At 74.0% G+C, this 13667-nt stretch carries 11 protein-coding genes; 7 read left to right on the top strand and 4 right to left on the bottom strand.

Annotation, left to right across the window (positions count from 1 at the left end; genetic code table 11):
* Positions 1-37 precede the first annotated feature (37 nt).
* Positions 38-1171 (bottom strand): DNA integrity scanning diadenylate cyclase DisA, encoded by a 1134-nt coding sequence (gene disA / locus AC27L3_RS24110; protein WP_487236148.1) that lies wholly within the window; start codon positions 1169-1171, stop codon positions 38-40.
* 171 nt (positions 1172-1342) lie between these two features.
* Positions 1343-2806, bottom strand: a complete 1464-nt coding sequence (radA, locus tag AC27L3_RS24105; protein WP_487236147.1) for a DNA repair protein RadA — start codon at positions 2804-2806, stop codon at positions 1343-1345.
* A gap of 241 nt (positions 2807-3047) precedes the next feature.
* Between radA and AC27L3_RS24100 the strand changes: the two genes are divergently transcribed.
* Complete coding sequence (locus AC27L3_RS24100) at positions 3048-4769, top strand: BACON domain-containing protein (RefSeq protein ID WP_487236146.1); 1722 nt, start codon at positions 3048-3050, stop codon at positions 4767-4769.
* A 15-nt stretch (positions 4770-4784) separates the two neighbouring features.
* Here the strand turns inward: AC27L3_RS24100 and AC27L3_RS24095 are convergent, their stop codons facing one another.
* A complete protein-coding gene (locus AC27L3_RS24095) occupies positions 4785-5591 on the bottom strand; it encodes a DUF3109 family protein (protein ID WP_344438898.1) in 807 nt (268 codons plus the stop codon).
* 45 nt (positions 5592-5636) lie between these two features.
* On the opposite strand from AC27L3_RS24095, the gene AC27L3_RS24090 reads away from it, so the two are divergent.
* The 4 genes from AC27L3_RS24090 to ilvD all read left to right on the top strand — a co-directional run bounded on the left by AC27L3_RS24090 (position 5637) and on the right by ilvD (position 10139).
* Positions 5637-6569, top strand: a complete 933-nt coding sequence (locus AC27L3_RS24090) for a Ppx/GppA family phosphatase (RefSeq protein ID WP_487236145.1) — start codon at positions 5637-5639, stop codon at positions 6567-6569.
* 58 nt (positions 6570-6627) lie between these two features.
* Positions 6628-7452, top strand: coding sequence for a sugar phosphate isomerase/epimerase family protein (locus AC27L3_RS24085; RefSeq protein ID WP_487236144.1), 825 nt, complete (start codon positions 6628-6630; stop codon positions 7450-7452).
* Positions 7449-8084: a TetR/AcrR family transcriptional regulator gene (locus tag AC27L3_RS24080; protein WP_487236143.1), complete on the top strand. Its 636-nt coding sequence runs from the start codon at positions 7449-7451 to the stop codon at positions 8082-8084. The genes AC27L3_RS24085 and AC27L3_RS24080 overlap by 4 nt, the downstream gene beginning before the upstream one ends.
* A 204-nt stretch (positions 8085-8288) precedes the next feature.
* A complete protein-coding gene (ilvD, locus tag AC27L3_RS24075) occupies positions 8289-10139 on the top strand; it encodes a dihydroxy-acid dehydratase (RefSeq protein WP_487236142.1) in 1851 nt (616 codons plus the stop codon).
* A gap of 226 nt (positions 10140-10365) precedes the next feature.
* On the opposite strand, the gene AC27L3_RS24070 is transcribed toward ilvD, so the two are convergent.
* Positions 10366-12513 (bottom strand): serine/threonine-protein kinase, encoded by a 2148-nt coding sequence (locus AC27L3_RS24070; protein ID WP_487236216.1) that lies wholly within the window; start codon positions 12511-12513, stop codon positions 10366-10368.
* A 115-nt stretch (positions 12514-12628) separates the two neighbouring features.
* Between AC27L3_RS24070 and AC27L3_RS24065 the strand changes: the two genes are divergently transcribed.
* Together AC27L3_RS24065 and AC27L3_RS24060 are read left to right on the top strand one after the other, a co-directional pair.
* Positions 12629-12934 (top strand): SH3 domain-containing protein, encoded by a 306-nt coding sequence (locus AC27L3_RS24065; protein WP_487236141.1) that lies wholly within the window; start codon positions 12629-12631, stop codon positions 12932-12934.
* Positions 12935-12954: 20 nt separating this feature from the next.
* On the top strand, positions 12955-13500 hold the full coding sequence (locus AC27L3_RS24060) for a hypothetical protein (RefSeq protein WP_487236140.1): 546 nt from the start codon (positions 12955-12957) through the stop codon (positions 13498-13500).
* Positions 13501-13667: the final 167 nt, after the last annotated feature.

The following is a 13667-nucleotide window of genomic DNA, read 5'->3' as shown; positions in this document are numbered from 1 at the left end:
GCCCCTCAGCCATGCCGGTTCCTACACGCAGCGGTTCCTACACGTAGCGTTCGAGGATCGAGGACTCCGCCAGCCGCGACAGGCCCTCGCGCACCGAGCGGGCGCGCGCCTCGCCCACGCCGTCGACCGTCTGCAGGTCGTCCACGCTCGCGGCGAGCAGCTTCTGCAGCCCCCCGAAGTGGTCCACGAGCCGCTCGATGATGGCGCCGGGCAGCCGCGGCACCTTCGCCAGCAGCCGGTAGCCGCGCGGGGAGACCGCGGAGTCCAGCGTCTCGGGCGAGCCGCTGTAGCCCAGCGCCCGGGCCACGATGGGCAGTTCGAGCAGCTCGGCGTGGGTGAGGGAGTCCAGCTCGGCGAGGGCCTCGGGGACGGTGCGGGTGCGCTTGGCGGTCGGCTCGGGCACGTAGTCCCGCACGACGAGCTCCCGCTCCGGCTCGACGCCGGCGATCAGCTCGTCCAGCTGCAGGGACAGCAGCCGGCCGTCGGTGCCGAGCTCGACGACGTACTCGGCGATCTCGGTGGCGATACGGCGGACCATCTCCAGCCGCTGGGAGACGGCGGTGACATCCCGGACGGTGACCAGGTCCTCGATCTCCAGGGCGGAGAGGGTGCCGGCGACCTCGTCCAGGCGCAGCTTGTAGCGCTCCAGGGTGGCCAGCGCCTGGTTGGCGCGGGAGAGGATCGCGCCCGACTCCTCCAGGACGCGGCGCTCCCCGCCCACGTACAGGGCGATCAGCCGCATCGACTGGCTGACGGAGACCACGGGGAAGCCGGACTGGATGGACACGCGCTGGGCGGTGCGGTGCCGGGTGCCGGTCTCCTCGGTGGGGATCGACGCGTCCGGGTAGAGCTGGACGCCGGCCCGCACGATCTTGCTGATGTCCTTGTCGAGGATCAGGGCGCCGTCCAGCTTGCACAGCTCGCGCAGCCGGGTGGCGGTGAACTCCACGTCCAGGACGAAGCCGCCGGTGCACATCGCATCGACGGTCTTGTCCATGCCGAGGACGATGAGCCCGCCGGTGTTGCCGCGCAGGACGCGCTCCAGGCCGTCGCGCAGGGCCGTGCCGGGCGCGACGGCGCTCAGCGAAGCGCGCATCAGCGCGTCGAGGCCGGAGCCACCGGAGCCGCCTCCGGCCTTGCCGGGGCCCGAGGCCCGGTCGTTGGCTGCCACTGCACTCCTCCGGTCGCAAGGTCAACGGTGCCGCGGGCCGCCCGGCTGCTCGTACCACGCGCCGTCGTGCACGCCGTGCGCGTCGCGCGGGCCGTGTGCGTCGGAGCGTACGTACGGGCGGGCGGGACCAGGGGAAAGTCTACTGGCGCACAGCCTATTAGGGAGCTGTCCTCAGCCGTCCTCCGGCACGGCCGCCGCGCCCGCCGCCGCTCTGCCGCGGGCCTGCCCGCCCGCGGCGGGGCCGCCCTCGCGCCGCGGCCGGCGCGGCAGCACCCGCAGGGCCTCGCCTATGTCGGCCACTTCCAGCACCCGCATGCCCTCGGGCACCTTGCCGGGATCGGCCGGCACCAGGGCGTGCGTGAAGCCCAGACGGGCCGCCTCCGAGAGCCTGCGCTGCACCCCGGTGACCCGCCGGACCTCGCCGGCCAGGCCCACCTCGCCGATCGCCACGAGGTTCTTCGGCAGCGGGGTGTCGCTGGCGGCGCTGGCCAGGGCGAGCGCGACGGCCAGGTCGGCGGCCGGCTCGGAGAGCTTCACTCCGCCCACCGTGGCGCTGTAGATGTCCCGTTTGCCCAGGGCGCTGATGCGGCCGCGCTGCTCCAGGACGGCGAGCATCATCGAGACCCGGGACGTCTCCAGGCCCGAGGTCGTCCGGCGCGGGGAGGGGATCTGCGAGTCCACGGTCAGCGCCTGGACCTCGGCCACCAGCGGGCGGCGGCCTTCGAGGGTGACCGTCAGGCAGGTGCCCGGCACCGGCTCGGCGCGACGGGTCAGGAACAGGCCGCTGGGGTCGGCGAGACCGGTGATGCCCTCGTCGTGCAGCTCGAAACAGCCGACCTCGTCCGTGGCACCGAAGCGGTTCTTCACCCCGCGCACCAGGCGCAGCCGCGCATGCCGGTCGCCCTCGAAGTGCAGCACCACGTCCACCAGGTGCTCCAGCAGACGCGGGCCGGCGATGGCGCCGTCCTTGGTGACGTGACCGACCAGCAGCGTGGCCATGCCGCGCTCCTTGGAGGCGCGGATCAGGGCGCCGGCGACCTCGCGCACCTGCGCCATGCCGCCCGGGGCGCCGTCGATCTCGGGGGAGGCCACCGTCTGGACGGAGTCGAGGATCAGCAGGGACGGCTTGACCGCGTCGAGGTGGCCGAGGACGGCCGACAGGTCGGTCTCGGCCGCCAGGTACAGGTCCTCGGAGAGGGCGCCGATGCGGTCGGCGCGCAGCCGCACCTGCCCGGCCGACTCCTCGCCGGTGACGTAGAGCGTGCGGTGCTCGGGGCCGGCCGCCCGGGCCGCCACGTCCAGCAGCAGCGTCGACTTGCCGACACCGGGCTCGCCGGCGAGCAGCACCACCGCGCCCGGCACCAGGCCGCCGCCCAGGACGCGGTCGAGCTCGGCCACGCCCGTACTGCGCGCGGCCGCCTGGCGGCCGTCGACCTGGCCGATGGGCAGCGCCGCGGACGTCACCCGGCCCGCGGCGGTGGTGCGCACCGCGGGCGCGCCGAACTCCTCGACCGTGCCCCACGCCTGGCACTCGGGGCAGCGGCCGAGCCACTTGGCGGTGGTCCAGCCGCACTCGGTGCAGCGGAAGGACGGCCGGTCCTTGGCGGACGAGCGGGAGGTACGGGCAGCAGCCATGCGCACCACCGTAGCGGCGGGCACCGACAACGCCGGCCGGGACGGTGCGGGGACCGTCCGGCGCCGGGCGGGCGCGGGACGGCAGGCGTTCGATCGTCCGCGCGTACCAACGGTCCAGGAGTCACCTGATCGGGTCGGAATGTGTCGTTCCTGTCCCCTTTCGAGGGAGACGGTCACCCGTATGGGCTAAACCTCCGTGAGCAGGGCCGACGGGCCCGTGGCACCCCCTTACCGTCCCGGGATGATGACGAGCAGGCCCGAGCCCCCCACGCATGCCACCGGCGCGCACCGCGCACCCAGCAGTGCGCCGCGCACGGACCTGTCCCCGGCCGCCGAGCGCCCCCCGCACCCCGCCGGCGAGCACCACACCCTCGTCCAGACCCCGCCCTCCCGCTACGAGCCGCACCTGGACGGCCTGTTCACCTACTGCCTGTCGGTGCTGTGCGACCACGCCGCCGCCGTCGCCGCCCTCGGCGAGGTCCTCGCCCTCGCCGAGCGCCGTGCCGACCGCGCGCCCGCCGCCGAGGAGACGCACCGCGCCTGGCTGTACGCCCTGGCCCGCTGGGAATGCCTGCGCCGGCTCGCCGAGCGCGGCACCGCCGACGACCTCCCGGCCGGCGAAAGCGCCGCCCCTACCGGCCCCGAGGCCGCCGAACTGGCCCGGCTCGCCTGGCCCGAGGCCGCCGGCACCACTGCCGAACAGCGCGAGGCCCTCGAACTGGCCGTCCGCCACGGCCTCGCCCCCCACGAGGTCGCCTGCGTCCTGCGCCTCGACCACGACGCCGCCCGCACCCTGCTGGCCACCGCCGCCTGCGAGGTCGAGCGCACCCGCACCGCGCTGGCCGTCGTGGAGTCCGGCCGCTGCCCCGTCGTCAGCCGCTTCACCGGCGACGGCGGGAAGGAGGTCCTGCTGGGCGCCGCCCTGCGGCGCGAACTGGTCCGGCACGTCGACGAGTGCGCCGACTGCCGCCGCACCGCCGAGCGCGCCACCGCCGGCGAGCCCTGGCCCGGCACCGCCGCCTCCTGCGCCCCCCTGCCCGTCGTCACCGCGCCCCGCGGCGCCACGCACGCCGCCATGCTCGACGCGCTCGCCCCCCGCGCCCCGCGCCGCCGCTCGGCCGGCGCCCCGCGCTTCGACCGCGGCGGCTTCCCCCTCGCCCCCAAGGACCGCTCGGGCCGCCGCAGCCGCCTGCGCACCCGCGCCCTGACCACCACCGTCGTGGCCACCGTCGTCGCCGCGCCGCTGCTCGCCCTGTGGGCGGCCTACCGCAGCGGCCCCCTGGGCGCCGACTCCGACGCCGGCGGGGCCTCCGTCTCCGCCACCGACACCGACAGCCTCGGCGGCGGCGCCCACCACAGCAGCTACCCGGACCCCTACGCCGACCCGTACACCGGCCCGTACCAACAACAGCCGGCACCCGCCGGCCCCACCCGCAGCACCGGCGGCACGGCTCCCGTACCCGGCCGCCACGCGCCCCAGGTCGCCGTCGCCGTCCTCGGCCCCGACGGCACGAGCACCCCGCCCGTCACCGCCGGGCCGACGCCGCCGGCCATGGCGGACGCACCGCCGCAGGCCGCCCGGTCCGGCCGGGTCGTCGCCGGGCCCGGCCGGCTGACCGTCACGGCCCGGCCCAGCGGCACCAGCACCCTCATCACCCTCAGCGCCGACGGCGGCGAGCCGGTCAGCTGGTCGATGTCCGCCACCGCGCCCTGGCTGCACCTGAGCCAGCCGGGCGGCGTCCTCCAGCCCGGCCAGTGCGTGACGATCACCGTCACCGTCGACCACGGCCGCGAACCGGCCGGGCCCTGGACCGCCCGCGTGGCCATCGCACCGGGCGGCACCGTCGTCACCATCCAGGGGCGCGGCGCCGAGCCGCAGCCCACCACGCCCCCGCCGGCCGGCCCGACGAGCCCGCCGCCGCCCCCGGCCGGCCAGGCCCCCGACCCCTCGCGCACCGGCTGACCGGATGCGCCCGGGTCAGCGGGCGTCGGCCGGGTGCGGGGCCATCGGCAGCACCGAGGCCATCCGCTCCTCGCACAGCTCCACCAGCCGCGCGTAGCCCTTCTTGCCCATCAGCTCGATCAGCTCCGCCCGGTACGACACGTACACCGGGTCGCCCGCGCCGTGCGCCGACCGGGCCGAGGTGCACCACCAGTGCAGGTCGTGCCCGCCCGGGCCCCAGCCGCGCCGGTCGTACTCGCCGATCGTGACCTGCAGCACCTGGGTGTCGTCCGGCCGGTCGATCCAGTCGTACGTCCGCCGCACCGGCAGCTGCCAGCACACGTCCGGCTTGGTCTCCAGCGGCTCGCGGCCCTCCTTCAGCGCCAGGATGTGCAGCGCACAGCCCGCACCGCCCGCGAAACCGGGCCGGTTCTGGAAGATGCACGAGCCCTTCCAGCGCCGGGTCTGCCGGTCGCCGTCGTCGTCGAGCTGCGTCCAGCCCGAATCGGCGCCCACGTCGTGGAACTGCCACATCTCGGGCGTCAGCCGGGCCACGTGCCCGGCGACCCGCTGCTCGTCCTCCTCGTCGGAGAAGTGCGCGCCCAGCGTGCAGCAGCCGTCGTCGGCGCGCCCCGCCTTGATCCCCTGGCAGCCGCTGCCGAACACGCAGTGCCAGCGCGAGGTCAGCCAGGTCAGGTCGCAGCGGAAGACCTGGTCGTCGTCCGCCGGATCGGGAAAGGTGACCCAGGCGCGGGCGAAATCCAGCCCCACCTCGTCGGCCACGGCCGCTCCCCGCGACTTTTCTCGCGTCTTGTCCGGTTTGGACTTCTTCGTCTTCGCCACCCCTCAAGCGTAAGTGGCCGGAGCGACAGCAGTAGCGTTCAGGCCATGAGACTCGGCGTCCTCGATGTGGGTTCCAACACCGTCCACCTGCTGGTGGTCGACGCACACCCCGGTGCCCGCCCCCTGCCCGCCCACTCGCACAAGGCCGAACTGCGCCTCGCCGAGCTGATCGACGAGGCCGGCGCGATCGGCGACGCGGGCATAGAGCGCCTCATCACGGTGATCCACGAGGCGCTGCAGGCGGCCGAGGACAAGGGCGTGGAGGAGGTGCTGCCGTTCGCCACCTCCGCCGTGCGCGAGGCCACCAACGCCGACGCGCTGCTCGCCCGCGTCAAGGAGGAGACCGGCGTCACCCTCCCGGTTCTCACCGGCACCGAGGAGGCGCGGCTGACCTTCCTCGCCGCCCGCCGCTGGTTCGGCTGGTCGTCCGGCAAGCTCCTGGTCCTCGACATCGGCGGCGGCTCCCTGGAGGTCGCCTTCGGCCTGGACGAGGAACCCGTCGCCGACGCCTCCCTGCCGCTCGGCGCCGGACGCCTGACCGCCGCCTGGCTGCCCGGCGACCCGCCCGACCCCGCCGACGTACGGGCCCTGCGCCGCCACGTGCGCACCGAGATCGCCCGGCACGTCGGCGCATTCGCCCGGCACGGCAGCCCCGACCACGCCGTGGCCACCTCCAAGACCTTCCGCCAGCTCGCCCGCATCTGCGGCGCCGCCCGCTCCGCCGACGGCCTGTACGTCCAGCGCACGCTCAACCGCAAGTCGCTGGAGGAGTGGGTACCCAAGCTCGCCGCGATGAGCGAGTCCCGGCGCGCCGCGCTGCCCGGCGTCTCCGCCGGGCGCGCGGCACAAGTACTTGCCGGAGCCCTCGTCGCGGAGGCGGCCATGGAACTGTTCGGCGTGGACGAAGTGGAGATCTGCCCGTGGGCCCTGCGCGAGGGCGTCATCCTGCGCCGACTGGACCACCTGCCCACTCCCTAGGGGCCCGTGCGCAGGACCACCTGCCCGCCACGGAAGGGGCGGGCATACGCTGTCCCTCGTGACAGAGCCAGTGGTGCGCATCCCGGACGCCAAGGTCGCGCTGTCCACGGCATCGGTCTACCCGGAGTCGACGGCGACGGCCTTCGAGATCGCCGGCCGGCTGGGCTACGACGGTGTCGAGGTCATGGTGTGGACCGACCCCGTCAGCCAGGACATCGACGCCCTGCGCAGACTGTCCGACTACCACCGGGTGCCGATCCTGGCCGTCCACGCGCCCTGTCTGCTGATCACCCAGCGCGTGTGGTCCACCGATCCGTGGGTCAAGCTCCAGCGCGCCCGTACCGCCGCCGAGAAGCTCGGCGCGAGCACCGTCGTCGTCCACCCGCCCTTCCGCTGGCAGCGCTCGTACGCGCGCGACTTCGTGCGCGGGCTGTGGCGCATGGCCGACGAGACCGACGTCCGGTTCGCCGTCGAGAACATGTACCCCTGGCGCTACCGCGACCGCGAGATGCTCGCCTACGCGCCCGACTGGGACGTCACCAACGACGACTACCGCCACTTCACGATCGACCTCTCGCACACCTCCACCGCGCGCAGCGACGCCCTGCAGATGATCGAGCGCATGGGCGACCGGCTCGCGCACATCCACCTCGCCGACGGAAACGGTTCCGCGAAGGACGAGCACCTCGTCCCCGGCCGCGGCAAGCAGCCCTGCGCCGAGGTGCTCGAACGCCTGGCGACCAGCGGTTTCGACGGCCACGTGGTGATCGAGGTCAACACCCGGCGGGCCATGTCCGCCGCCGAGCGCGAGGCCGACCTCGCCGAGGCCCTGGCCTACACCCGCCTGCACCTGGCCTCGCCCACGGGAGTGCCGGGCCGGTGACGGACGACGACGCCCCCCGTACGCCCGCCCCCCGCCGGCGCGGCCGGCCCGCCCGTACGGACGCGGGCTCCGGCCCCGGCGCCCGCGAGCGGATCCTGGGCGCCGCCCGCGCCGAGTTCGCCGAGCACGGCTACGACAAGGCATCCATCCGCGGCATCGCCAAGGCCGCCGGCGTCGACCCCGCACTCGTCCACCACTACTTCGGCCCGAAGGAGCAGATCTTCGCCGCCGCCGTGGAGGTGACCATGACGCCCGCCCTCGGCGCCCCCGACGCCGTGGCCGAGGGCGACCCCGAGGGCGCCGGGGAACGGCTGACCCGCTTCTTCCTGGGCATCTGGGAGGACCCCGTCACCCGCGAGCCTCTGCTGGCCGTCCTGCGCTCGGCCGTGGCCAACCGGACCGCGGCGGCGGTCTTCCGCGACCTCGTCGCCACCCGGCTGATGGCCCGGGTGGCCGGCCGGCTGGAAGGGCCCGACACCCGGCTGCGCTCCGAGCTCGCGGCCGCCCAGCTGGTGGGGGTGGTCATGATGCGCCACGTCATCGGGCTGGAGCCACTGGCCTCGGCGGACCTGGAGGAGATCGTCGCGGCGACGGCACCGGTGGTGCAGCACCACCTCCGCGCCGAGGGCTGAGCCGGTCCGGCCTGGTCTGGTCCGGTCCGGTCCGGTCCGGTTCGGTCCGGTTCGGTTCGGTCCGGTCCGGGGAAGCAGCCTCGTATCCGGCGTCCCGTCTCTCTCCCCCCGCCGACGTCTCGCATCCCGGAAACACTGTCCGGATCGCGGGCCGTCCGCGTAGGCTCGAAGGCCCAGCACCCAGGACGCGAGGAGTGGAGCCCGATGCCCGAGCTGAGGTCCCGCACTGTCACCCACGGCCGCAACATGGCGGGCGCCCGAGCCCTTCTGCGCGCCGCGGGCGTAGCGCGCGAGGACTTCGGCAAGCCGATCATCGCGGTGGCCAACAGCTTCACCGAATTCGTCCCCGGCCACACCCACCTGCAGCCGGTCGGCCGGATCGTCTCCGACGCCATCAAGGCCGCCGGCGGCGTGCCGCGCGAGTTCAACACCATCGCCGTCGACGACGGCATCGCCATGGGCCACGGCGGCATGCTCTACTCGCTGCCCTCCCGCGACCTGATCGCCGACTCCGTCGAGTACATGGTCGAGGCCCACTGCGCCGACGCGCTGATCTGCATCTCCAACTGCGACAAGATCACCCCGGGCATGCTCATGGCCGCCCTGCGCCTGAACATCCCCGTCGTCTTCGTCTCCGGCGGCCCCATGGAGGCCGGCCAGGCCACCCTCGTCGACGGCACCGTCCGCAAGCTCGACCTGATCAACGCCATCGTCGACTCGGCCGACGAGAAGGTCTCCGACGAGGACGTCCTGCGCATCGAGGAGAACGCCTGCCCGACCTGCGGCTCCTGCTCGGGCATGTTCACGGCGAACTCCATGAACTGCCTCACCGAGGCCATCGGCCTCTCCCTGCCCGGCAACGGCTCCGTCCTCGCCACCCACACCGCCCGCAAGGCCCTCTACGAGAACGCCGGCCGCACCGTCGTCGAGATCACCAAGCGCTACTACGAACAGGACGACGAGTCCGTCCTGCCGCGCAACATCGCCACGCGGGCCGCCTTCGACAACGCCATGGCCCTCGACATCGCCATGGGCGGCTCCACCAACACGATCCTCCACCTGCTCGCCGCCGCCCAGGAGGCCGGGCTCGACTACGACCTCAAGGACATCGACGCCGTCTCCCGCCGCGTCCCCTGCCTGGCCAAGGTCGCCCCCAACATCGCCCCCGGCGGTACGTACTACATGGAGGACGTCCACCGCGCCGGCGGCATCCCCGCCATCCTCGGCGAGCTCTACCGCGCCGGCCTGCTCGACGAGGACGTGCACAGCGTGCACGCACCCACGCTGGCCGACTGGCTCAAGACCTGGGACGTGCGCGGCGGCTCCCCCTCCGCCGAAGCCGTCGAACTGTGGCACGCCGCCCCCGGCTGCGTCCGCTCCGCGACCGCCTTCTCGCAGTCCGAGCGGTGGGAGTCGCTCGACCTCGACGCCGAGAACGGCTGCATCCGCTCCGCCGAGCACGCCTACTCCAAGGACGGCGGCCTCGCCGTCCTCAAGGGCAACCTCGCCGTCGACGGCTGCGTGGTGAAGACCGCCGGCGTCGACGAGTCCATCTGGACCTTCGAGGGCCCCGCAGTCGTCTGCGAATCGCAGGAGGAAGCGGTCGAGAAGATCCTCGGCAAGGTGATCAAGGAGGGCGACGTCGTCGTCATCCGCTACGAGGGCCCGCGCGGCGGCCCCGGCATGCAGGAGATGCTCTACCCCACCTCCTTCCTCAAGGGCCGCGGCCTCGGTAAGGCCTGCGCCCTGATCACCGACGGCCGCTTCTCGGGCGGCACCTCGGGCCTGTCCATCGGCCACGCCTCGCCGGAGGCCGCCTCCGGCGGCACGATCGCCCTCGTCCGCGACGGCGACCGGATCCGCATCGACATCCCGAACCGGTCGATCGAGCTCCTGGTGCCCGACGCCGAACTGGCCGCCCGCCGGGAAGCCCTGGGCGGCACGTACGCCCCGAAGAACCGCGACCGCAAGGTCTCCGCGGCCCTGCGCGCCTACGCGGCGATGGCGACGAGCGCCGACAAGGGCGCGGTGCGCGACGTGACCAAACTGGGCTAGGGCCTGTCGGCGGGTCTTCGTCGCGGGGCACCATGGCGCCCCGTCAGAGGCGCGGGGAACTGCGCGATCGGCCACCGACGGCCCGCAGTCGACGCACCACCCTGGGACCCGGGCGCAGCACGGCACTCACGTGCGGGCGCGTCGTGGCTTGTCGCGCAGTTCCCCGCGCCCCTACGGGGCGCCGTGGTGGCGCCGGACAGGCCCTAGGGCCCGGTCGCGGGCCGCGTCATCGCCACGCCGCGGGATTCCGCGCGTCCACCGCGAACACCGTCCCGTCCGGCGCCGCGCCGAACACCTTCCCCTCCGCCACCACCGGCAGCGGCAGCAGCTGCAGGAAGCCCCGCCCCGCCCGGCCCAGCCGTGGTGACGTCTGCCCCAGCAGGGCACCCCGCGCCGCATCCACCGCCAGCAGCCGGCCGTCGGCAGCGGAGAAGTAGAGCCGGTCCCCGTCCGCCACCAGCCCCGACCCGTTGGCCACGGACGTCTCCATCCGCCACTTGCTCCCCGTCCCGGAAGCCCCCGTGTCCACGGCCGTCAGGCCACCGTCCGCCGACAGGACGTAGACCGTGTCGCCGCGCGCCGTGGCCCCCATCGCCTCCAGCGGCGTCTCCAACGGAACCCGACGCTCCCGTCCGATTCCCGGGGCGTAACGAATCACCGCGGAAATCCGCGTTTGAGAATCCGCCTCCGACAAATAGACGACGTCACCACGGGCCGTGGCCCCCACCACCGTCAGACTGCCGTCCCGCGTCCACTCCCACAGCGTCCTGCCACTGACGGGATCGACGGCCACCACATGCGTACGCCGCCCGTCCGGCGACAAGGTGACACCGAAGGCCGGCCCACTGCCGAAGGAGGAGAACACCGCCTTCGCTCCACCGGTACCCGGCAGTCCGTGCCGCCACCGCTCCCTGTTCGTCGCGCCGTCGACCGCCGTCACCGTGCCGTCGCCGGCGACCAGCAGCACGGTGTCGCCCGCGTGGTACACCCGCCCGCCGTACGCCGACACGTCCCGCGTCCATCGCGGCCGGCCGTCGGCCGGGTCCAGGGCCACCAGCTCCCGCTTGCCCGGATCCAGCACGTGCACCAGCCCGCCGCAGACCACCGGCGCACTCGGCACACCCGCGCCGGGCGCGCGGCCCGACGCCTCCCGCCGCCAGGCCACCGTGCCGCTCCCGGCCTCGATCCGGGCCGCGTGCACCCCGCGCGCCGAGCAGTACAGCGCCCCCGCCGCGTACGTGCAGAAACCTGCCCGCGCCTCCCCGGTGCCCGCCGCATCGGCGGGCACGGACGTCTCCCACGGGCGCCAGGCCGCGGCGGCGGGCGCGGAGCGGGACGCGGACGGCCGCCCGTCCAGCGCCCCTATTTCGCGCACCTCGTCCAGCAACCAGCCGCCCCCGGTCACCACCGCCGCCACGACCGCCACCGCGGCCACTATGCCGCTGGTGATCCGTCGCCGACCCCGCGGCCGCCGACCGGACGCGGCGACCGGCACCGGCGGCGTTGGTACGGCTACCGGCACGGGCACGCACACGGGAGCACCGGCCGCCGCGGGCGGCAGCATCGCCATGACCGCGTCCGGCGTGGGGCGATCGGCCGGATCCTTCGCCAGGCACGCCCGCACCACCGGCACCAGATCCTCCGGCACACCCGCCAGATCCGGCTCGTCGTGCACCACCTGGTACGCCACCAGGTACGGACTGTCCGACTCGAACGGCCCCCGTCCCGTCGCCGCGTGCACCAGCAACGACGCCAGCGCGAACACGTCCGCCGCCGGCCCCACCTCGCGCGGCCTCTGGAACTGCTCGGGCGCCATGAACGGAGGAGTACCGATCAGCTTGCCCGTCTCCGTATGCAGCTCACTGTCGTACGGACGGGAAATACCGAAATCGATGACCTTCGGGCCGTCCGCGGCCAGCAGCACATTGCTCGGCTTGAGATCCCGGTGCACCACGCCCGCACGGTGAATGTCGCGCAAGGCCTCGGCCAGCCCGGCCGCCAGCCGCCGCAGCTCGTCCGCCTTCAGCGGACCGTTCCGCTTCACCTGAGCGGAAAGCGTCGGACCGGGAATGTAGAGCGTCGCCATCCACGGCCGCTCCGCCTCCGGATCCGCGTCCACCACGGGCGCGGTGAACGCACCGCTCACCCGCCGGGCCGCCGCCACCTCCTGCCGGAACCGCGCCCTGAACTCGGGATCCTCCGCGTACTCGGCATGCACCACCTTCACCGCGAGGCGCAGCCCGGACGCCGAGCGCGCCAAATGCACCACGCCCATGCCACCGGAACCGAGACGACCCTCCAGCCGGTACCGGCCCACATATTCCGGATCGTCGTCCGCCCCCGGTCCCGTCCCGGCATTGCGCAGCGGCGGCATGCCCACCCCCGTGTCACCGTCACCCATGAAATCCGGCCGCATCTCCGGCTTGCGGAGCCTAATCGATCGCCCCGGGCCGAACGGGGAGGCGGCACCGCGCGTTGCTAGCCTGCGCATGCCTTTCGACTTTCCCGGACACTTCCGGCACCAGAACACGGGGGACCCGCACATGGCCACCTACCCGATAGCGCCCGGCTACCAGGTCAACGTCCGCCGGGGCCCGAGCACCGACAGCGAAGTCGTCAAGACCCTCCCGCAGGGCTCCAGCGTGCCCATCCGCTGCCAGACCCGCGGCGAGACCGTCTCCGGCCCCTGCGGCACCACGGACGTCTGGGACTGCATCGCCCCCGGCCAGTACGTCTCCGACGCGTACGTGAAGACCGGCAGCAGCGGCCTCGTCGCCCCGCACTGCTCGGGCTGAGCGACGGCGATAATCGGCCCATGAGCGGTGAGAACAAGGCAACCAACGGGGCCGCCCCCGAGCCCGGCGGCCCCCGACCGGAGCCGATCCGGTTCTTCGGGACGACCTGGGTCGACCACGACGGCGGCTACGCCCTGCGCCGCGCCGGCGTCGCCCTCGGCTCCCTGGCGGCAGCCGCGGCGGGCGCCTTCGTCCTGCGCCTCGGCTACGAGGGACTGACCATCGCCAAGGTCGGCGGCTTCGTCAACGCCATGGTCGTCGTCGCCTTCGCGGTGTGCAGCGCCCTGGCCTTCCGTCGCACGTGGGAGGGGTTCGTCCGGCGCCCCGAGGCGCCGGCGGACCCGGCCGTGGAGCGGTCGATGCACAGCCTCCGCATGATCGGCTTCATCGGCGCCCTCCTCGCCTACTTCGCCCGCAGCCTTATGGAGGCACCGGGCGAGAAGCTCCACCGGACCGAGTACGAGCAGGCCCTGGCCCGCCACGAGCGCCGCCGCTCCGCCCGCACCGGCAACCCGGCCGCCCGCCCCGGGAAGAACAAGCCCAAGGGACGGCGCAAGCACCCCTGAACCTCGTGTAGAGTTCTCCGGGTTGCCACACGGCAGCACACCCCACTACGTGTACGGGTCCCCTTAACGGGATGGAATTCGGCGTGTCCGAATTTCGGACCGGGCTCCGATTAGGAGCCGGGAGGGAAATCCGCTAAAGTAGTGATCACGCCGGGGGCCGAAAGGCC

It is taken from the genome of Streptomyces sp. PKA51, from assembly GCF_057552455.1.
This window is presented reverse-complemented; position numbering and strand designations above follow the sequence as displayed.